Consider the following 20,933-nt stretch of genomic DNA (forward strand, 5'->3'; position numbering starts at 1 on the left):
CTAGATTCGGCTCATGGCGGAGACGAAGCGCGAGATCGAGCGGAAGTACGACGCCGGGGCCGGGCAGGGCCTCCCCGACCTACGCGGCGTCGCCGGAGTGGCCGACGTCATCGACAAAGGCGTCGCCGACCTCGACGCCGTCTACTACGACACCCCCGACCAACGCCTGGCCGCCGCCGCCATCACCCTGCGCCGCCGCACCGGGGGCTCCGACGCGGGCTGGCACCTGAAGCTCCCCGTCTCCCTCGCGGACGACGTGCGCGACGAGATCCAGGCCCCCCTGTCGGACGACGTGCCGCCCGCGCTCACGGGGCTCGTCCGCGCCCGGGTGCGCGACACCCCCCTGGTGCCGGTCGTGCGCCTCCGCTCGGCGCGCGCCGTACGCCACCTCGTCGACGCCTCCGGCACCCTCCTCGCGGAAGTCAGCGTCGACGACGTACGGGCGCAGCGCCTGCACGACGGCTCCGCCACGGCCGCCTGGACGGAGATCGAGGTCGAACTGGCGGAGGAGACGGCCCTGGCCCTCCTGAACAAGGTCGAGAAGAGGCTGAACAAGGCGGGGGTGAGCCGCGCGAAGTCGACGTCGAAGCTGGCCAGGGCCCTGGCGGAGACGGCGGGCCCCGCCGGGAGCGAGCGTCCGGCGCGGCCCCCGGCGCCCGGCACGGACGACTCGGCCGGCACCCACGTCCTGGCGTACCTCCACGCGCAGCGCGACGCCCTCGTGGCGATGGACCCCGCCGTCCGCCGGGACCTGCCCGACTCCGTCCACCAGATGCGCGTGGCGACCCGCCGCCTCCGCAGCGCCTTCAAGACGTACCGCAAGATCCTCGACCGGACCGTCACCGACCCGCTCGGCGAGGAGCTGAAGTGGCTGGCCGGCGAACTGGGCGTGGACCGCGACCGCGAGGTCCTCACCGAGCGCCTGACGGCCGCCCTCGCGGACGTCCCCCGCACGCTGCGCCTCGGCCCGGTCCGCGCCCGCCTGCGGATCTGGTCGGTCGCGGGCCGCACCGGATCGCGCCGCAAGACGGTCGCCGTCCTCGACTCGGCGCGCTATCTGGCCCTCCTCGACGCCGTCGACGCGCTGCTCGCCGACCCGCCGCTGCGCGAGGCCGCCGCGGCCCCCGCCGGGGACGCCCTGCCCAAGGCGGTGCTCAAGGACTTCGACCGGCTCGCGGCCCGCGTGGACCAGGCCCTCGCCCTGGCCCCCGGCGAGGAGCGCGACCTGGCGATGCACGAGGCCCGCAAGGCCGCCAAGCGCGCCCGGTACGCGGGCGAGGCCGCCAAACCCGCCTTGGGCAGGCCCGCGAAGCGCTTCGCCAAGCGGATGAAGGCCGTGCAGAGCGTCCTCGGTGAGCACCAGGACAGCGTCGTCGCCCGCGAGGCCCTGCGGAACCTGGCGATCCAGGCGCACGCGGCGGGCGAGTCCGCGTACACCTGGGGCCTGCTGTACGGCCGCGAGGAGGCGGCCGCGGCGGACCGGGAGCGGGAACTGCCCGAGGTGTGGGCCAGGGCGGCGGCACCGAAGGTGCGGGGCGCGCTCGGCGGCTGAGCCCGCGGCGGGGTGGGCCGATCGAGGTACGGGGCGCGGCCCCGATCACGTTAGGCTTGAGGGTCACCCCTGTCAGCTCACGAAGGTCCAGCGATGTCTGTCGAGTCGGTTTTCCCGCAGCTCGAAGCCCTGCTCCCGCATGTGCAGAAGCCGATCCAGTACGTAGGCGGCGAGCTCAACTCCACGGTCAAGGAGTGGGACGCCTGCGACGTCCGCTGGGCGCTCATGTACCCGGACGCGTACGAGGTCGGTCTGCCCAACCAGGGCGTCATGATCCTCTACGAGGTCCTGAACGAGCGCGAGGGCGTCCTCGCCGAGCGCACGTACAGCGTGTGGCCGGACCTGGAGGAGCTGATGCGGGAGCACAAGGTCCCGCAGTTCACGGTGGACAGCCACCGGCCCGTCAAGGCCTTCGACGTGTTCGGCCTGAGCTTCTCCACGGAGCTCGGCTACACGAACATGCTGACGGCCCTGGACCTCGCGGGCATCCCGCTGGAGTCCAAGGACCGCACCCTCGACGACCCGATCGTCCTCGCCGGCGGCCACGCGGCCTTCAACCCCGAGCCGATCGCGGACTTCATCGACGCGGCGATCATCGGCGACGGCGAGCAGGCCGTGCTCGACATGACGGAGATCATCCGCGCCTGGAAGGCCGAGGGCCGCCCCGGCGGCCGCGAGGAGGTCCTCTTCCGCCTCGCGAAGACCGGCAGCGTCTACATCCCGGCCTTCTACGACGTCGAGTACCTCCCGGACGGCCGCATCGGCCGCGTCGTGCCGAACAAGTCCGGCGTGCCGTGGCGCGTGTCCAAGCACACCGTCATGGACCTCGACGAGTGGCCCTACCCGAAGCAGCCCCTGGTCCCGCTCGCGGAGACCGTCCACGAGCGCATGTCCGTGGAGATCTTCCGCGGCTGCACGCGCGGCTGCCGCTTCTGCCAGGCGGGCATGATCACGCGCCCGGTGCGCGAGCGCTCGATCACGGGCATCGGCGAGATGGTCGACCGAGGCCTGAAGGCCACGGGCTTCGAGGAGGTGGGCCTGCTCTCCCTCTCGTCCGCCGACCACTCCGAGATCGGCGACATCGCCAAGGGCCTCGCGGACCGCTACACCGAGGACAAGATCGGCCTGTCCCTCCCCTCCACCCGCGTGGACGCCTTCAACGTCGACCTGGCCAACGAGCTGACGCGCAACGGCCGCCGCTCCGGCCTCACGTTCGCCCCCGAGGGCGGCAGCGAGCGCATGCGCAAGGTCATCAACAAGATGGTCTCGGAAGAGGACCTCATCCGGACCGTCGCCACCGCGTACGGCAACGGCTGGCGCCAGGTGAAGCTGTACTTCATGTGCGGCCTGCCCACCGAGACCGACGACGACGTCCTGCAGATCGCCGACATGGCGATGAACGTCATCCAGAAGGGCCGCGAGGTCTCCGGCTCGAACGACATCCGCTGCACGGTGTCCATCGGCGGCTTCGTGCCGAAGCCCCACACCCCCTTCCAGTGGGCGCCGCAGCTCAGCGCCGAGCAGACGGACGAGCGCCTGGCCAAGCTGCGCGACAAGATCCGCGGAGACAAGAAGTACGGCCGCTCCATCGGCTTCCGCTACCACGACGGCAAGCCCGGCATCGTCGAGGGCCTCCTCTCCCGCGGCGACCGCCGCATCGGCGCCGTCATCCGCGCCGTCTACGAGGACGGCGGCCGCTTCGACGGCTGGCGCGAGCACTTCTCCTACGACCGCTGGATGGACTGCGCCGACAAGACCCTGCCCGCCTTCGGCGTGGACGTCGACTGGTACACCACCCGCGAGCGCACCTACGAGGAGGTCCTGCCCTGGGACCACCTCGACTCCGGCCTCGACAAGGACTGGCTCTGGGAGGACTGGCAGGACGCCCTCGACGAGACCGAGGTCGAGGACTGCCGCTGGACCCCGTGCTTCGACTGCGGCGTGTGCCCGCAGATGGACACCCACATCCAGGTCGGCCCGACCGGCAAGAAGCTGCTGCCGCTGACGGTCGTCAAGTAGGCAATCCAGGTCGTCGCAGTTCGGAAACGGGGGGAACGGGGGGCCGGTGACGGCGTCTCACTAGGTATGGACCTTGAGAAGGGGCTCCCGCCGGAGCCGCGGCCGCAGCCGCAGTGGGAGCCGTGGCCCGAGCGGGTGCCGGAGGCGGCTGCCGAGGCGGTGGCCGGCTCGCCCGTGTCGCTGGCGAAGGACGTCCCCGAGCCCGCCCCGCGGGCCGAGGGGTGTCTCGTGGTGGCGCTGCGGCTGCCGGTGCGGATCGTGGTCCTGGTGCTCGTGGTGCCGGTGCGGATCGTGTGGGACGCCCTGGTGGTGTGCGCGCGGTTCGTGTACGACCGGGCGCTGCGGCCGGTCGGGCGGGCGCTCGGGTGGGTCTGGCGGGGGATCGCCGCCGTCCTCGCCTTCATCGGCAAGGTCCTCTTCGTCTGGCCCTGGGTGGCCCTGTGGCGCTATGTGGTCAGGCCGCTCGGGCTCGGGCTCCTCTGGCTGGTCCGCCTGCTGGTCGTCGTCCCCGCCGTGTGGGCGTACCGGCGGGTGCTCACACCGGTCGGGCACGGGCTCGTGTGGCTGGGGCGGATGCTCGTGGTGGTGCCCGCGCGATGGCTGTACGCGCGTTTCCTGACACCGCTCGGGCACGGTCTCGCGTGGCTCGCGCGGGGCGTCTGGTGGGTGGTGCGGGGCATCGGCCTCGGGTTCTGGTGGGTGCTGCGGGGCATCGGGATCGTCGTCGGCACGCTCTTGCGGTGGATCTTCGTGGTGCCCGCCGTCGCCCTGTGGCGGTGGGCGCTCGCGCCGGTCGGCCGGGCCGTCGCGTTCGTCGCGGGGGAGATCGGGGACGCGTTCGGACACGCATGGCGGATCGCCGGGCACGTCTCGCGGGCCGTGTGGCACTTCCTCTGCCGCCTCTTCAAGCTGCTGTGCGTGGAGCCGGTGCGCTGGGTGTACCGGCACCTCTTCACGCCGGTCGGGCACGTCCTGCGCGACGCGCTCTGGCGCCCGGCGGGCCGGGCGGCCCGGGCCGTGGGCCACGTCGCCCGTGCGGCACTCGGCTCCGTGCGCGAGAGCGCGCGGGAGGCCCGGGCGGACTTCCGGCGGCTGCTGTTCGGCACGTCCCGCGAGAAGGTGCCCGTCACCGGCGCTGCCGAGGCCCGGCGGGAACCGGACACTGTCCGGGGACGTACCCTAGGCAGTGGTACGACCCCACTCACGAAGGACTAGACCACTGGGCAAGCGACAGCCCGAAGGCCCGCCGCCCGCGCCCGTGGCGCAGCGCATCCGTCTGCGTTACACCAAGCGCGGCCGCCTCCGGTTCACCAGCCACCGCGACTTCCAGCGCGCCTTCGAGCGGGCGCTGCGCCGCGCCGAGGTGCCCATGGCGTACTCGGCGGGTTTCACCCCGCACCCGAAGGTGTCGTACGCCAATGCCGCACCCACCGGCACGGGCAGCGAGGCCGAGTATCTGGAGATCGCGCTCACCGAGCCCCGCGACCCGCAGAAGCTGCGGGAGCTGCTCAACGAATCGCTGCCCGCCGGGCTCGACATCACGGACGCCGTCGAGGCCCGCACCTCCGGGCTCGCCGACCGCCTCACCGCCTCCGTGTGGGAGCTGCGCCTCGACGGCGTGGAGACCGCCGACGCCGAGCGGGCCGCCGCCGCCTTCCGCGCCGCCGAGACCGTCGAGGTCCAGCGGCGTACGAAGAACGGGATGCGCACGTTCGACGCCCGCGCCGCCGTCGTGAGCCTGGGCGCCCTCGGCCCGGAGGAGCTCGCCTCCGTCGCTGATAGGCCGACCGACAAGCCCTGTGCGATACTGCGGCTGGTTGTACGGCACGTGACACCTGCCGTCCGACCCGACGACGTCCTGTCCGGTCTCCGAGCTGTGGCCGACCTGGCGCCGCCGGTCCCCGCAGCGGTGACCAGGCTGGCGCAGGGGCTTTTCGATGAAGAGACCGGCACGGTGACCGACCCGCTCGCGCCCGACCGCGAGGCAGTCACGGCCGCCCCGGCCGATCGGCATCCCGATGCGGGGGCCGCCGCAGCTGCCGCCGCGAAGGCGCCGGTGCCGGAAGGTCCCGCGTAGGGGCGCTCGCCGAGCACACCGCAGCGCCGCCCTTGGTACTCGGGAGCCACCTGGGCCGGGCGGCGCACTGACCAGAAGACTTTCGCCAGGCCGTCCGCCAGGAGCGTACGGAACCGGCGAGACAAGACATAGACAGCTCCCGTGCGGCGCCCACGCCCTCGGATGGCGGCCCCGCGCGACACGCGAGGGCCGCGGGTACGTCCGGTTTACGGCGCGGCGCCCGGGAGCGTGACGGGAGAACCGCCCGCATGCTTGAGCCGAACGACCCCACTGAGGGCTCGCAGAACAGCAGCACCCCCAGCGACACGCTGCCGCCGCGCCGTCGGCGCCGCGCCGCGTCGCGCCCCGCGGGACCGCCCGCGGGCACCGCCACGGACGCCGCGCCGGCCATACCGGCCGCCCCCGCCACCGTGGACCCGGACGCCGAGGAGACGGACGAGACGGCCGCCGAGGCCCTCGCCGCCGAGCAGGCCGAGGCCGAGGCCGCCCAGCCGTCGGTCGCCGAGGCCGCCGAGACCGTTGAGGCGGCTCCTGTGGCGCGTACGCGTCGGCGTGCGACGCGCAAGGCGTCCGCTCCGGCCGGTGCGCCCAAGGCTGCCGAGGAGGCCCCGCAGGAGGCCGCTCCCGCTGCCGCCGAGCCGGTGGCCGCCGACGCCGCCGAGACCGTTGAGGCGGCTCCTGTGGCGCGTACGCGTCGGCGTGCGACGCGCAAGGCGTCTGCCCCGGCCGGTGCGCCCAAGGTCGCTGAGGAGGCCCCGCAGGAGGCCGCTGCCGCTGCCGCCGAGCCGGTGGCCGCCGAGACCGTCGCCGTCGAGCCGGTCGCCGTCGAGCCGGAGGCCGAGGCCGCGCTGCGGCGTGCGCGCCGCCGTGCCACCCGTGGCGTGACCGCGCCCACCGCCGAGCCGCAGGCCGAGGCCGCGCGGGCCGAGGAGCCCGCCGTCGAGGCCCCGCAGGCCTCCCAGGCCCCCCAGGCCGCGGAGGAGGCCGAGTCCGCCGCGCCGCGCCGTTCGCGCCGCCGTGCCACGCGTGCCGTCTCCGCCCCCGCCGCCGAGCCGCAGGCCGAGGAGACCCCCGACGTGCCGGAGACCCCCGCCGCCGAGGCCCCCGCCGCCGAGTCCGAGGCGCCCCGCCGCGCCCGCCGCCGGGCCACGCGCGCCGCGGCCGCGCCCGCCGCCGAGGCGGAGACCGCGCAGGCCCCGAAGGCCGCCGAGGCGCCGCAGGCCCCGCAGGCCGCCGACGAGGCCGACGCCTCGCCGCGCGCCCGGAGCCGTCGTCGCGCCACCCGCAAGGCCGCCGCCGGGTTCACCGCGCCGCCCGCCGAGTCGCGTACCCGGGGCGAGGACGAGGGCGGTCGGCGCCCCGCGCGCCCCGCCGTCGCCATGTTCCAGGCGCCGGTGTTCACCGAACCGATGTTCCAGACCCCGGAGCGCGCCGCCGCCGCTGCCGCCGCCGAGGCGGCCGAGGCGGAGACCGCGCCCGAGCCCGCCCCCGCGGCCCCCGCCGCGCCCGCCGCCGAGGAGGAGACGGGCCCGCGCCGCCGCCGTCGCCGCCGCGCCGCCGACGAGCAGCCCGTCGAGGCCCCGCAGCCCGTCGAGGCCGTGGAGCCCGCCGAGGCCGAGGAGCCGCAGGACGCCGACGCCGAGGCCGAGACCGGTGACGCCGCCGAGGGCGAGGAGGCCGGCGAGCGCCAGGGCCGCCGTCGCCGTCGTGGTGGCCGTCGCCGCCGTCGCGGTGAGTCCGCCGACGCCGACGGCATCGACGGCTCGGACGAGGACGTCGCCGCCGAGCAGGCGGAGCAGGACGCCGAGGACACCGCCGAGCAGGCCGCGGAGGACGCCGAGGAGGCCGACGAGGCCGCCGAGGGACCGGCGGGCTCCAGCAGCAGCCGTCGCCGTCGCCGCCGTCGTCGCCGCGCCGGTGACGCCGCCGAGAGCGAGCCGGGCGAGGGCGACCCGGAGCGCACGGTCGTGAAGGTCCGCGAGCCGCGCAAGAAGTCCGCGGACGACGGCACGCCGAGCGACGAGGTGCAGTCCATCAAGGGCTCGACCCGTCTGGAGGCGAAGAAGCAGCGCCGCCGCGAGGGCCGCGAGCAGGGCCGCCGCCGGGTGCCGATCATCACCGAGGCCGAGTTCCTGGCCCGCCGCGAGGCGGTCAACCGCGAGATGATCGTCCGCCAGAACGGCGACCGCACCCAGATCGGCGTCCTCGAGGACAACGTGCTCGTCGAGCACTACGTCAACAAGGAGCAGTCGACGAGCTACGTCGGCAACGTCTACCTGGGCAAGGTGCAGAACGTCCTGCCGTCGATGGAGGCCGCCTTCATCGACATCGGCAAGGGCCGCAACGCCGTCCTGTACGCCGGTGAGGTCAACTTCGAGGCGCTCGGCATGGCCAACGGGCCGCGCCGCATCGAGTCCGCCCTGAAGTCCGGCCAGTCCGTGCTCGTGCAGGTCACCAAGGACCCGATCGGCCACAAGGGCGCCCGCCTGACCAGCCAGGTCTCGCTGCCCGGCCGTTACCTGGTCTACGTGCCCGAGGGCTCGATGACCGGCATCAGCCGCAAGCTGCCCGACACCGAGCGGGCGCGCCTGAAGACCATCCTCAAGAAGATCGTCCCCGAGGACGCGGGCGTGATCGTGCGCACCGCCGCCGAGGGCGCGAGCGAGGACGAGCTGCGCCGCGACGTCGAGCGGCTCCAGGCGCAGTGGGAGGACATCCTCAAGAAGTCGAAGATGACCACCACCAGCTCGCCGAGCCTGCTGTACGGCGAGCCGGACATGACCGTCCGCGTGGTCCGCGACATCTTCAACGAGGACTTCTCCAAGGTCATCATCAGCGGTGACGACGCCTGGCAGACCATCCACGGCTACGTCTCGCACGTCGCGCCCGACCTGGCGGACCGGCTCCAGCGCTGGACCTCCGAGGTCGACGTCTTCGCGACGTACCGGATCGACGAGCAGCTCGCGAAGGCGCTCGACCGCAAGGTCTGGCTGCCCAGCGGCGGTTCGCTGGTGATCGACAAGACCGAAGCCATGGTCGTGATCGACGTCAACACCGGCAAGTTCACCGGTCAGGGCGGCAACCTCGAAGAGACCGTCACCAGGAACAACCTGGAGGCGGCCGAGGAGATCGTGCGCCAGCTGCGCCTGCGCGACCTGGGCGGCATCGTCGTCGTCGACTTCATCGACATGGTCCTGGAGTCCAACCGCGACCTGGTCCTGAGGCGGATGCTGGAGTGCCTGGGCCGGGACCGTACGAAGCACCAGGTCGCCGAGGTGACCTCGCTGGGTCTCGTCCAGATGACCCGCAAGCGCGTGGGCCAGGGCCTGCTGGAGTCCTTCTCCGAGACCTGTGTCCACTGCAACGGCCGCGGTGTGATCGTGCACATGGACCAGGCGACGTCGGCCGGTGGCGGCGGCAAGCGCAAGAAGCGCGGCCGCGGCGGTGCCGAGCACACGCACGAGGCCCCCGCCGCCGTCGAGGCCGAGGACACCGCCACGGAGACGGCGGCCGAGGTCGAGGCGGAGACCGCCGCGCCGGTGGCCCTGCCCGAGCCGGACTTCGCGGCGGACGAGGAGCTGTACAGCAGCGCCGCGGAGGCCGAGGCGGCCGCGGCGTCCCGGGGCCGTTCGCGGCGCCGGGCCACGCGCCGCGCGTCGGCTCCGGCGGGCGCGCCCCAGCAGGAGCAGGCCGCCGATGCTCCCTCCGCGACCGCGCGGGCCGAGCAGCCCGAGCAGTCGCCCGAGGCCGAGCGCCCGGAGTCCGGAAGGAAGGCCAAGAAGGCCAAGTCCGGCACGGCGAAGGCACGGTCCGCGAAGGCCGAGGCCGCGCAGGCCGAGCCCGTGCGGAGCGAGCCCGTGACGGCCGAGGCCGATGCGGTGGAGCCCGTCGAGGCCGCCCCGGTGGCCGAGGCCCCGGCGCCCGCCGTCGAGGACGACGCCGCTCCCAAGGGGCGTACGCGCCGCCGCGCGACCCGTAAGGCGTCGGCTCCGGCCGGTTCGCCGAAGGCCGCGGGCGACGCCGAGGTGATCGTCACGGAGGCCGCCAAGCCGGAGCCGACGGCCCCGGCCGAGCCGGAGCCGGTGGCCGCTGCCGCCGAGCCCGTCGCGGAGCCGGTCGCACCGGCCGTCGCGGAGCCCGTCGCCGAGGCCCCGGCCCGGCCGCGTCGCCGCGCCGTCCGCAAGGCGACCGCGCCGACCGCGTCGGAGGACGCGGCCGTGGTGGTCCTGCCCGCGGCGGACAAGCCCGCGGAGCAGCCCGGCACGGTGGAGCGGACGGACGAGGCCGAGCAGGCCGCCCCCGTCGCCGAGCCGGAGCAGGCCCCCGAGGCCCCGTCCGCGACCGCCGCCGAGGCGGCCACGGACGAGGCCCCCGAGGCCGAGGCCAAGGCCGCCAAGAAGACGGCCCGCAAGACGGTCAAGAAGGCCACTGCCAAGAAGGCCGCCACGAAGAAGACGGCGGCCAAGAAGACGGTGGCCAAGACGGCGGCGGCCAAGAAGACCGCCGCCAAGAAGACGACCGCGAAGAAGACGACGGCCAAGAAGGCGGCGAAGAAGACCACCGCCAAGAAGGCCGCGGCGGCCGAGCAGTCGTCGCCGTCCGCTGTCGCGGCCGACGCGAGCTGACCCGCGAGGGTTCAGCGACCGCGGAGGTCAGCAGCTCGGAGCCCCCGCCCGGCGTACGCGCCGGGCGGGGGCTCCGGCGTTCCCGCGCTCCACCATCACCTATCCGTTGGGGATGTCCGCTTGAGGCCCGTACTTGGTGCCGGGGCGGGATACCTGTAAGACTCACGGGGTCCGTTGAGCAAGGGGAGGGATGGACATGGCGGGAGCACGTCCACACGGGATACGCCTGAGGGGCACGGGGCGCCACCGGGCGGTACGCCCCGCCAGGGGAGGGCGCCAGGCAGCCGCGCTGGCCACGGTCCTGTCGGCCGCCACCCTGCCGGGCGCGGCCACCGCCACCGCCGCGCCCGCCGGGACGCCCGCCTGGCCCGAGGGCCCCGTCTTCAACGACCCGCTGGGCACCGTCGACCAGCAGCACGCGATCCAGACCCGGCTCATCGAGCTGACCGACGCGGCCGTGGAGGGCTCGACCATCAAGGTCGCCGTCTACCACGTCTGGGAGGCGCCCATAGTCGAGGCGCTCGTCGGCGCCCACAAGCGCGGGGTCAACGTACAGATCCTGCTCGACTCGACCAGCAAGACGGACCGCCCGGACAACACCGCGTACGCCACGCTCGTCAACGAGCTCGGTGCCAACCGGACCAAGTCCTCCTTCGTGACGCTGTGCCCGCCGAACAAGTCGTGTCTCGGCGACCCGCAGTACGGCAAATCGATCATGCACAACAAGTTCTGGCTGTTCTCCGAGGTCAAGGGGGCCCGGGACGTCGTCGTCCAGACCACGTCGAACTCGACCCCGTCGGCGCACACCAAGTTCTTCAACGACGCGCTGCTGCTGCCCGACAACCCGGCCATGTACGACGCGTTCTCCGAGTACTTCACCGACATGGTCGGCAGGAACTGGGAGGCCTGGGACTACCGCACGGTCAGCAGCGGCCGCTACAAGGCGTACTTCTTCCCGCGCGTCGGCACGGTCAACGAGACCGACACCATGTACTCGGTCCTGAACAACATCTCGTGCACCTACAAGGACGCGCGCGGCGTCAAGCGCAGCACCAAGGTCCGCGCCTCCATCTTCAAGATCACGCGCAAGCAGATCGCCGACAAGCTGGTCTCCCTGCAGAAGGCGGGCTGCTCCGTCGACCTGGTGTACGCCGAGACGGACAGCGCCAGGAGCCAGAACGGCAGGCCCGGCACCTGGGAGGGGCTGCACAAGCCCGGCGGCCCGGCGCTGCGCTGCTTCAACGACGACCGGGACCCGCTCAGGCCCGGCCAGAAGCTCGTCACGCCGTACATCATCCACAGCAAGTACGTGCTGATCGACGGCAAGTACGACGGCAAGATCAAGAAGGTGTCCTTCACCGGCTCGCAGAACTACACCGCGCCCGCGCTGCGCGAGAACGACGAGCTGATCGTCAAGGTCGACGACGACGCCGTGCACAACACGTACCTCAAGCACTTCAACCGCGTGAAGAAGGTGGCGTGGCCCGGCACCAAGGACAAGACGGACCTGTGCCGCGGCGTGAAGCCGCTGCCGCCGGACGGTGAGAAGCCCACGCACTAGGGCGCGGGTCACAGGGGGCGGAGCCCGGTTTGACCCGTACGGGTGGGCCCCGTAATCTTGACCGTCGGCGTGTCCATACGTGCGCCCATCCTCGTAAACCTTCTTCCCTCCCGGAATTCCTACGGATCTTCGGGAGAGGCCGACCGCGCTGTCGCGCCGGGCGGCTGGACTGCGGGGATTCCGTTCCGAGCGAGAGAGAGATCCGCGTGTACGCCATCGTGCGCAGCGGTGGTCGCCAGCACAAGGTTGCTGTCGGCGACATCGTTGAGGTTGACAAGATTTCCACCGCCAAGGTTGGCGACACGGTCGAGCTCTCGACCCTGCTCGTTGTCGACGGCGAGTCCGTGACCAGCGACCCGTGGGTCCTGGCCGGCATCAAGGTCACGGCCGAGGTCGTGGACCACCACAAGGGCCAGAAGATCGACATTCTGCGCTACAAGAACAAGACCGGCTACCGCCGTCGCCAGGGTCACCGTCAGCAGTACACGGCGATCAAGGTCACCGGCATCCCCACGGCTGCGAAGTAAGGGACTGAGACAAGATGGCACACAAGAAGGGCGCATCGTCCACCCGGAACGGTCGCGACTCCAATGCTCAGCGGCTCGGCGTGAAGCGCTTCGGCGGTCAGGTCGTCAACGCCGGTGAGATCCTGGTCCGCCAGCGCGGCACCCACTTCCACCCGGGCTCGGGCGTCGGCCGCGGCAAGGACGACACCCTGTTCGCCCTGGACGCCGGCGCGGTGGAGTTCGGTACCCACCGCGGCCGCAAGGTCGTGAACATCGTCCCGGTCGCCTGAACGGCACTCTGACCGGAACTTTCGCGAGGCGGACCTCACTTCCCTGTCGGGAAGCGGGTCCGCCTTTCGCGTGTTTTGAATAGACACAGCACAGCTAGACACTTTCGTACTCCTCCGGCCCCGCGGCCGGGGGGACCCTTCCAGGAGGCACTGAACCATGACCACCTTCGTGGACCGCGTCGAGCTGCACGTCGCCGCGGGTAACGGGGGCCACGGCTGTGCCTCCGTCCACCGTGAGAAGTTCAAGCCGCTCGGCGGCCCGGACGGCGGCAACGGCGGCCGTGGCGGCGATGTGATCCTGGTCGTCGACCAGTCGGTCACCACCCTGCTCGACTACCACCACAGCCCGCACCGCAAGGCCACCAACGGCAAGCCCGGCGAGGGCGGCAACCGCTCCGGCAAGGACGGCCAGGACCTGGTCCTGCCGGTGCCGGACGGCACGGTCGTCCTGGACAAGCAGGGCAACGTCCTCGCCGACCTCGTCGGCCACGGCACCTCCTACGTCGCCGCCCAGGGCGGCCGCGGCGGCCTCGGCAACGCGGCGCTCGCCTCCGCCCGGCGCAAGGCCCCCGGCTTCGCGCTGCTCGGCGAGCCCGGTGACGCGGGCGACGTGGTCCTGGAGCTCAAGACCGTCGCGGACGTGGCGCTCGTGGGCTACCCGAGCGCGGGCAAGTCCTCGCTGATCTCGGTCCTGTCCGCCGCCAAGCCGAAGATCGCCGACTACCCGTTCACGACGCTCGTGCCGAACCTCGGCGTCGTCACCGCGGGCTCCACCGTCTACACCATCGCCGACGTGCCCGGCCTCATCCCGGGCGCGAGCCAGGGCAAGGGCCTCGGCCTGGAGTTCCTGCGCCACGTCGAGCGGTGCAGCGTGCTCGTGCACGTCCTGGACACCGCGACCCTGGAGTCCGACCGCGACCCGGTCTCGGACCTCGACGTGATCGAGGCCGAGCTGCGGCAGTACGGCGCGGGCCTGGAGAACCGCCCCCGGCTCGTCGTCCTCAACAAGGTCGACATCCCCGACGGCCAGGACCTCGCCGACATGGTCCGGCCCGACCTGGAGGCGCGCGGCTACCGCGTCTTCGAGGTCTCCGCCGTGGCCCACAAGGGCCTCAAGGAGCTGTCGTTCGCGCTCGCCGAGTTCGTCGCCGGGGCGCGGGCCGCCAAGCCCCAGGAGGAGGCCACGCGCATCGTCATCCGGCCCAAGGCCGTCGACGACGCGGGCTTCACCGTGACGCGCGAGGACGACGAGGGGGCGCCGCTGTACCGCGTCCGCGGTGAGAAGCCGGAGCGCTGGGTCCGCCAGACCGACTTCAACAACGACGAGGCCGTCGGCTACCTCGCCGACCGGCTCAACCGCCTCGGCGTCGAGGACCAGCTGATGAAGGCGGGCGCCCGCGCGGGCGACGGCGTCGCCATCGGCCCCGAGGACGACGCCGTCGTCTTCGACTGGGAGCCGTCGATGTCCGCCGGCGCGGAGATGCTCGGCCGCCGCGGCGAGGACCACCGCTTCGAGGCGCCGCGCCCCGCCGCGCAGCGCCGCCGCGACCGCGACGCGGAGCGCGACGAGTCGGAGCGGGAGTTCAAGGACTTCAACCCGTTCTAGCGGTACGTGGCCGCCGTCACCCCACGGCCCGCACAGCGAAGGGGCCCGGAGCGAATCACTCGCTCCGGGCCCCTTCGGCGTACGAAGAGCTACGCGGACTCCAGCTCCTCCGCGGCGGCCTCGGCCGCCTCGGCGGCAGCCTCCTCCGCGGCCTCCTCCCGCTGCGCGGGGATCTCCGCGGCGACCCGCGCGGCGGCGCGTGCGCGCCGCGCGTCGGACTTGGCGCACAGCGCCATCGCCGCCGCGTTGAAGCGGACCAGGGAGGGCGGGTCGGAAGGACCGAGGAGGTGCTCCTTGAGCTCGGCGCGCGCCTCGGCGTACACGTCGAGGGCGGGGTCGCGCACGGCGGCCAGGAGCGCGGGCACGCCCTCGGCCTCGGGCGACAGGATGGCCGCGGCCCGCACCGTCGGGAAGCCGGCGCGGAAGTCCGCCTCGCTCAGACCCGAGGTGTTGGCCACCGCGTACGGCTTCTCGCTGCTCAGCCAGTCGGACACGACCGAGGAGACGTCGCTGATGAGCACGTCGGCCTGGTTGAAGCAGGAGAAGATCGCCGGTCGCGACTCGGTGATGATCTGGTGCTCCCACTCCGGCAGGGCCGCCCAGTAGGCGGTCTCCCAGGCGAGCGTCGCCTCGATGATCGCGGCGCGGATGTCGCCGTCGGGCTTGCCCTGGAGCATCATGCGCTCCTGTTCGTCCGCGCCCTTGCGGAACTTCTTCGCCGTGAGGAGGTTCAGCTCCTCGGTGCGCCGGACCAGCTCGGCCTCGGCCTCGGGGCCGGGCCGGGCGCCGGAGCGCCGGCCGTTGGCCTCGCGGATCATGGCCTTGATGCGCTCGTTGGCGGCGCCCGCGGCCGGGATCTGGGAGCCGGTCATCGGGTGCGGCTTGTAGATCAGGCGCACACCGGGGTCGGCGAGCAGGTTCCGGACGATGTTCTCGCCCGCGAGGATGACCGAGGTGTTGCCGGGGTTGCCGTCCCAGCCCTCCCAGGTGGGCGCGTACAGGACGGTCGTGTACGCACCGGTGGGCGGGCCCGCGTACGGGCGGATCGGGGACAGCTGCGGACGGCCGACCTCGACGACGTCCTGGTCGGCCACGCCGATGTCGGCGAGCTGGTAGCGCTCGCGCGCGGCGGGACCGGCGACCCACACCTCGTCGTACGCCTTCGCGTACGGGTTGCAGGAGGACAGCTTGTCGCTCTCGCCGTGGTTGATGAAGGCGTGCTTGATCGACGGGATGCGCAGCACCTGCGAGGTCTTCGCGGCGTTCGCCGGGTGCAGGAGCATCTTCAGCGTCGACTGCTCCAGGGAGAACATCGTGGCGACCTTCGGGAAGCAGATGATCGGCACGTCCGTGGAGTCGATCTTCTGGACCATGAAGCGCTCACGGAGCACGATCAGCGGGTTGCCGTCGAGCTGCGAGAGCGTGGAGAGCCACATGTTGGCCTGGTACGCGGAGGTGGTGCCGCCGGAGAAGTACATGCCGACGGTCGGCTGGTAGTCGGCCAGCCACTGGTCGAGCCACTCCATGACCGCTTCGGCGTTCTTGGCGCGCTTCCTGGGAAGCAGCCAGGTCATGAGGTGGACGACGCTGCCGCCCAGGAGCGCCAGGGAGATGCCGAGGCCGATGCCGCCCCAGTACGCGTCGGTGGTGGCCGCCGTGAGCAGCAGGCCCAGGGTCGTCGGCACCGAGAACAGGAGCAGGCGGCGCGCGTGCTGGCGGGCCAGCAGGCGCGGCGGCGCGGCGGTGAGGTGCAGCGCGGACGTGTCGATGTTCCGCGTGAGCACCGGCAGCTGACGGCTGCGGCGGACCATGACGGCGGTCGCCGTGCAGGTGAAGTGCAGGGCGAAGAAGACGAGCAGCGAGACGGTCAGCGGCGACTGCTCGGCGAGCGGGTCGATGCCGTCGATGCGCAGCAGGCCGACGAGGATCAGCATGTCGCGCAGCAGCTGCCGGACGATGACGTCGAAGCGGACCTTGCCGAGCAGGGAGAGCAGCCCCGGCTGCTTGTACTGCAGGTAGATGTCGAGCGCGAGGTTCGCCGCGGAGGCGGCGATGAACACCGGGACGTACGGGATCAGCGCGGTGGCGAGCTGTGCCGCGAAGAGTGCGAACATCGTCAGCAGCGCGGTGAGCTGCACGATGCGGCGGTTGGCGAGTCCGGCGGAGGGCACGGGCTTGAGCTCCTGGCGGGGGGCGGTCGGACAGGGCGGGGGCGGTGCGGGAATCCGGGTGAGCGGACGAGGTCATCGCGCACTCGGATAAGTAGAAGACCCCTGACCGTATGACGCCGGGTGCCTCCCTAGCAATCTTCCGTGATGCTAATCACCGCATACAGGGGCAAAGGTCACAGGCTGGATGGGCCGAAATCCCGCCGCGTGGCTGCTTGACGTCCCCGGGGAGTCCGCGGGGCGTCCTCGTACGGTCCACCGGCCGGAACGCCGGGGCACCCGGCCCCGGTCTTCGCGTAGATTCGCAGGACCAGCAGCATCGGGATCATTTGGGGAAGCGCGTGACTAGGCAGGGCGTGGCAGAGGCGCACCGGGTCGTCGTCAAGGTGGGGTCCTCCTCGCTGACCACCGCTTCGGGGGGCCTCGACGCGGATCGCGTTGACGCGCTCGTCGACGTGCTGGCCAAGCACCGCAGCGGAGGGGAGCGCGAGATCGTGCTCGTGTCCTCCGGTGCCATCGCCGCCGGGCTCGCGCCGCTCGGCCTGCCCCGCCGCCCCAAGGACCTGGCCCGCCAGCAGGCCGCGGCCAGCGTCGGCCAGGGCCTGCTCATGGCCCGCTACACGGCCTCCTTCGCGCGCTACGGCCTCCGCGTCGGGCAGATCCTGCTCACCACCGACGACACCAGCCGCCGCGCCCACCACCGCAACGCCTCGCGCACCCTCGACGAGCTCCTCGCCATGGGCGCCCTGCCGGTCGTCAACGAGAATGACACCGTCGCGACCGACGAGATCCGCTTCGGCGACAACGACCGGCTCGCCGCCCTCGTCGCCCACCTCGTCCGCGCCGACCTGCTCGTGCTGCTCTCGGACGTCGACGGCCTGTACGACGGCGACCCCGCGGCCGAGGGCACCGCCCGCATCGGCGAGGTGCGCGGCCCCGCCGACATCGCGCACGTCAAGATCGGCAGCGCGGGCAAGGCGGGCGTCGGCACCGGCGGCATGGTCACCAAGGTCGAGGCCGCCCGGATCGCCGCGGCCGCGGGCATCCCCGTCGTGCTGACCTCCGCGAGCCACGCGGCGGACGCCCTCGCGGGCCGGGACACGGGTACGTACTTCCACGCCACCGGGCGCCGCTCGGCGGACCGCCTGCTGTGGCTCCAGCACGCCTCCGCGCCCCGGGGCGCCCTCACGCTCGACGAGGGGGCCGTCCGCGCGGTCGTGGAGGGCCGCAAGTCGCTCCTGCCCGCGGGCATCGCGGCCGTCGAGGGCGACTTCGTCGCGGGCGACCCGGTCGAGCTGCGAAACCCCGCGGGGCGGGCCGTCGCCCGCGGCCTGGTCAACTTCGACGCCAAGGAGCTGCCCCGGCTCCTCGGCCGCTCCACGCGCGAGCTCGCCCGCGAGCTCGGTCCCGCGTACGAGCGCGAAGTGATCCACCGCGACGGCCTGGTGGTCCTGCACCCCTGAGGCGCCCGGCCGCCGGGCCGCGCCCCGCCGCTCCCGCGCCCCTGAACACGCGCTCCCGTGAACCCCTGTGCGGCCCGCCCCGGTATCCCCGCCCACCCCATCGACACCAGCGGAAATCAGGCCGAAAACAGGCACGAACGCCGTTCATGGACCGGCTCGCCCGAGGGGAAACTCCGGAAAATCGCCCCGAGAGACCGCTTGTCCTGCTCAACTTTGTGGCAAGGCAGTTCCGCACGACCGTTGCGTAACGACCGTTGCGCATCCGCATGAGGACTGGTTGAAGGAGGCCGTCGTGAGACGAGTGCGCCCAGGGGCGGCGTCCCGCGGGCCGGCTGAGCGCGCCCTGACGAGCGTCGCCGCGGGGGCGGCGTACACCGGGGACGCGGGCGGTGACCACGACCGGGAGACAGGCGCGCGGCAGCCGGACGAGAGCCCCCGGGAGACGGGCGGCGAGCGCGCCGAGGCCCCGCGCCTGTGGCACGTGACACTCAGCGTCTCCGGCACCAGGACCCCGTTGCAGGAGGTCAGGCGCGGACTCGAACAGCTCGCCCATGACCACCCCTTTCTGCTGACCAGCCGGTACGCCCAGGACCACGCGGAGATCCGCTACTGGGAAGAGGCCCGCGACCTGCACGACGCCGCGGCGGTCGCGCTGCGCCTGTGGGGCGAGCACCGGCAGACCGCGCAGCTGCCGCCCTGGGAGATCGTCGGCCTCGAAGTGATCGACCGCGACACGTATCACCAGCGCATCGCGGAGGGGTACGGACCGCTGCCCGCGACCCCGGTCGGCGTCCACCCCTTCTGAGCAGGGGGAGCGCCCGTAGGGGCGCGGGGAACCGCGCGACCCGGCCACGACGCCCCCGCGCACGCCCGACACCCTGGTGCGGCCCGCCCTGAAAGCGCCCCCACCGGCGGGGTTACGCACCACTGGTCATTACCGGCCATGTCTCGCGGACTGGGAAACCGGCTGGACTGCCCCGGGCACGCGGTTACCCTGCCCCCATGACCGCGCCGCTCTCTCCGTACGACAACATGACCCCGGTCGCCCAGGCCGCCTACCGTGCCCGCGCCGCCGCCGCGCAGCTCGCGCCGCTGCCACGGGCCGCGAAGGACGACGCGCTGCTCGCCGTCGCCGACGCCCTGGAGGTGCGCACGGCGGAGATCGTCGGGGCCAACGCCGAGGACGTCGAGCGCGCCCGCGCGGCCGGGACCAGCGAGGCGATCGTCGACCGGCTCACGCTCACGCCCGAGCGCGTGCGCGCCATCGCCGCCGACGTGCGGGACGTCGTCGCCCTGCCCGACCCCGTCGGCGAGGTCGTGCGCGGCTCCACGCTGCCCAACGGCATCGACCTGCGCCAGGTCCGCGTCCCCCTCGGCGTCGTCGGCATCATCTACGAGGCCCGCCCGAACGTCACCGTGGACGCCGCGGCCCTGTGCCTGAAGTCCGGCAACGCGGTCCTGCTGCGCGGTTCGTCGTCCGCGTACGCCTCCAACACGGCGCTGGTGCGCGTCCTGCGCGACGCCGTCGGCGGCGCCGGGCTCCCGGCCGACGCCGTCCAGCTCGTGCCCGGCGAGAGCCGCGAGTCCGTGCGCGAGCTGATGCGCGCCCGCGGCCTCGTCGACGTCCTGATCCCGCGCGGCGGCGCCTCGCTGATCAGGACGGTCGTCGAGGAGTCCACCGTCCCCGTCATCGAGACCGGCACCGGCAACTGCCACGTGTACGTCGACAAGGACGCCGACCTCGACATGGCCGTCGAGGTCCTCATCAACTCCAAGGCGCACCGCGTCAGCGTCTGCAACGCCGCCGAGACCCTCCTGGTGCACGCCGACGTCGCCGACGCCTTCGTGCCGCGCGCCCTGGACGCGCTCGCCGAGGCGGGCGTGACCGTGCACGCCGACGAGCGCGTCCAGGCGTACGCCCCCGCCTCGAAGGCCACCGTCGTCCCGGCGACCGCCGAGGACTGGGAGACCGAGTACCTCTCGTACGACATCGCGGCCGCCGTCGTCGACTCCCTGGAGCAGGCCGTCGAGCACATCCGGCTGTGGACCTCCGGGCACACCGAGGCCATCGTCACCACCTCGCAGCAGGCGGCCCGCCGGTTCACCCAGCTCGTGGACTCCACGACGGTCGCCGTGAACGCCTCCACGCGGTTCACCGACGGCGGCCAGTTCGGCTTCGGCGCCGAGATCGGCATCTCCACGCAGAAGCTGCACGCGCGCGGGCCGATGGGCCTGCCGGAGCTGACCTCGACGAAGTACATCGTGACCGGCGACGGACACGTGCGCTGAGCCCTTCCGGCCCCCGCCCGTCGGGCGGGGGCGTTCGGGGTCACAACCGCTGAATTCCCTTTCCGTCTGCCCAAATCCACCACTCCAGGTCTACGCTGGACGCGTGCCGGAGGACGTGGGGGGCACGCCGTTCGCAGGCGGCGGGGAGCCCGACGACGACCGCGACCACGGGGGTGCGGACGACGAGTTCGCCTCCGTGGTCTTCGACGAGGACTTCGTGCGGGCCGCGGAAATCCACGAACCCACCGCCGTGGAGCGCCTCCTGGCTGCCGCCCAGGCCCGCGCCGAGGCCGAGGCCCGCCGCGGCCGAGCCCGCCGCTCCGGCTCCGACGCCCGGGACGCGGCGGACGACGACTTCGACGACTACGCCTACGACGGATACGGTCCGGACGACGGCGTCTTCGGCCCCGGCCGTGACTTCGACGAACTCGACGACCTCGACGACGCGGAGCTGATGGAGGACGGCCGCGGGCGCTACGGCCGGCGCGGCGGCAAGGTCCGCTGGCACCGCCCCGTCGCCTGGATGCTCGCCCTCCTGATGGGCATAGGCATGGTGGCCTTCGCCTTCGCCGCGGTGTACCGGGGGGCGTCGTCCGGCCGCCAGGACCGCATACCCCCGCCCGCGACCACCGAGGTCGAGCAGACCAGGGGCGCGGGCGAGGCCGGCGGCCCCTCCGCGTCGGCGGAGTTCGGCCAGCCCGCCGTGCCGGCCGAGCCGCGCACGCCCTGACACCCTCCCGCGAACCCCCGCGCGAGCTCGGCGAACGTGCTGACGCT

The 20,933-nt window shown here is 73.0% G+C and carries 14 protein-coding genes; 13 read left to right on the plus strand and 1 reads right to left on the minus strand.

Annotation, left to right across the window (positions count from 1 at the left end; translation table 11 throughout):
* The first annotated feature begins 13 nt into the window (after positions 1–13).
* The 9 genes from AC5WAM_RS26745 (at position 14) to obgE (ending at position 14,236) form a co-directional block, all read left to right on the plus strand.
* Positions 14–1,552, plus strand: coding sequence for a CYTH and CHAD domain-containing protein (locus AC5WAM_RS26745; protein WP_495519031.1), 1,539 nt, complete (start codon positions 14–16; stop codon positions 1,550–1,552).
* A gap of 93 nt (positions 1,553–1,645) precedes the next feature.
* The gene (locus tag AC5WAM_RS26750) at positions 1,646–3,571 is read left to right on the plus strand and encodes a TIGR03960 family B12-binding radical SAM protein (protein WP_495519032.1); all 1,926 of its coding nucleotides are present in this window, start codon (positions 1,646–1,648) and stop codon (positions 3,569–3,571) included.
* Positions 3,572–3,745: 174 nt separating this feature from the next.
* Entirely contained in the window at positions 3,746–4,786 is a 1,041-nt protein-coding gene (locus AC5WAM_RS26755; protein WP_495523656.1) for a hypothetical protein, read from the plus strand.
* A 4-nt stretch (positions 4,787–4,790) separates the two neighbouring features.
* Complete coding sequence (locus tag AC5WAM_RS26760; RefSeq protein WP_495523657.1) at positions 4,791–5,648, plus strand: TIGR03936 family radical SAM-associated protein; 858 nt, start codon at positions 4,791–4,793, stop codon at positions 5,646–5,648.
* A gap of 248 nt (positions 5,649–5,896) precedes the next feature.
* The gene (locus AC5WAM_RS26765; RefSeq protein ID WP_495519033.1) at positions 5,897–10,273 is read left to right on the plus strand and encodes an Rne/Rng family ribonuclease; all 4,377 of its coding nucleotides are present in this window, start codon (positions 5,897–5,899) and stop codon (positions 10,271–10,273) included.
* A gap of 196 nt (positions 10,274–10,469) precedes the next feature.
* The gene (locus AC5WAM_RS26770; RefSeq protein ID WP_495519034.1) at positions 10,470–11,834 is read left to right on the plus strand and encodes a phospholipase D-like domain-containing protein; all 1,365 of its coding nucleotides are present in this window, start codon (positions 10,470–10,472) and stop codon (positions 11,832–11,834) included.
* Positions 11,835–12,040: 206 nt separating this feature from the next.
* On the plus strand, positions 12,041–12,361 hold the full coding sequence (gene rplU / locus AC5WAM_RS26775) for a 50S ribosomal protein L21 (protein ID WP_030673925.1): 321 nt from the start codon (positions 12,041–12,043) through the stop codon (positions 12,359–12,361).
* Between the two features lie 14 nt (positions 12,362–12,375).
* Positions 12,376–12,630, plus strand: coding sequence for a 50S ribosomal protein L27 (rpmA, locus tag AC5WAM_RS26780; protein ID WP_010986870.1), 255 nt, complete (start codon positions 12,376–12,378; stop codon positions 12,628–12,630).
* A gap of 157 nt (positions 12,631–12,787) precedes the next feature.
* Positions 12,788–14,236 carry a GTPase ObgE gene (obgE, locus tag AC5WAM_RS26785; RefSeq protein WP_495519035.1) on the plus strand — a complete coding sequence of 483 codons (1,449 nt, stop codon included), beginning with the start codon at positions 12,788–12,790 and terminating at the stop codon, positions 14,234–14,236.
* An 89-nt stretch (positions 14,237–14,325) separates the two neighbouring features.
* On the opposite strand, the gene AC5WAM_RS26790 is transcribed toward obgE, so the two are convergent.
* Positions 14,326–16,407 (minus strand): hypothetical protein, encoded by a 2,082-nt coding sequence (locus tag AC5WAM_RS26790; protein ID WP_495519036.1) that lies wholly within the window; start codon positions 16,405–16,407, stop codon positions 14,326–14,328.
* A 353-nt stretch (positions 16,408–16,760) separates the two neighbouring features.
* Between AC5WAM_RS26790 and proB the strand changes: the two genes are divergently transcribed.
* The 4 genes from proB to AC5WAM_RS26810 all read left to right on the plus strand — a co-directional run bounded on the left by proB (position 16,761) and on the right by AC5WAM_RS26810 (position 20,886).
* A complete protein-coding gene (gene proB, locus AC5WAM_RS26795) occupies positions 16,761–17,867 on the plus strand; it encodes a glutamate 5-kinase (protein WP_495519037.1) in 1,107 nt (368 codons plus the stop codon).
* 292 nt (positions 17,868–18,159) lie between these two features.
* Positions 18,160–18,672: a DUF8830 family protein gene (locus tag AC5WAM_RS26800; RefSeq protein WP_366790496.1), complete on the plus strand. Its 513-nt coding sequence runs from the start codon at positions 18,160–18,162 to the stop codon at positions 18,670–18,672.
* A 197-nt stretch (positions 18,673–18,869) separates the two neighbouring features.
* Complete coding sequence (locus AC5WAM_RS26805) at positions 18,870–20,156, plus strand: glutamate-5-semialdehyde dehydrogenase (protein ID WP_495519038.1); 1,287 nt, start codon at positions 18,870–18,872, stop codon at positions 20,154–20,156.
* A 103-nt stretch (positions 20,157–20,259) separates the two neighbouring features.
* Entirely contained in the window at positions 20,260–20,886 is a 627-nt protein-coding gene (locus AC5WAM_RS26810; protein WP_366790499.1) for an SCO2584 family spore wall biosynthesis protein, read from the plus strand.
* Positions 20,887–20,933: the final 47 nt, after the last annotated feature.

The organism is Streptomyces sp. JLYT201 (genome assembly GCF_059448825.1).

Coding starts and splice junctions, on each gene's coding strand:
- obgE (WP_495519035.1), top strand. CDS start 12,788: ATGACCACCTTCGTGGACCGCGTCGAGCTGCACGTCGCCGCGGGTAAC.
- AC5WAM_RS26770 (WP_495519034.1), top strand. CDS start 10,470: ATGGCGGGAGCACGTCCACACGGGATACGCCTGAGGGGCACGGGGCGC.
- AC5WAM_RS26750 (WP_495519032.1), top strand. CDS start 1,646: ATGTCTGTCGAGTCGGTTTTCCCGCAGCTCGAAGCCCTGCTCCCGCAT.
- rpmA (WP_010986870.1), top strand. CDS start 12,376: ATGGCACACAAGAAGGGCGCATCGTCCACCCGGAACGGTCGCGACTCC.
- AC5WAM_RS26745 (WP_495519031.1), top strand. CDS start 14: ATGGCGGAGACGAAGCGCGAGATCGAGCGGAAGTACGACGCCGGGGCC.
- AC5WAM_RS26765 (WP_495519033.1), top strand. CDS start 5,897: ATGCTTGAGCCGAACGACCCCACTGAGGGCTCGCAGAACAGCAGCACC.
- AC5WAM_RS26805 (WP_495519038.1), top strand. CDS start 18,870: ATGACCGCGCCGCTCTCTCCGTACGACAACATGACCCCGGTCGCCCAG.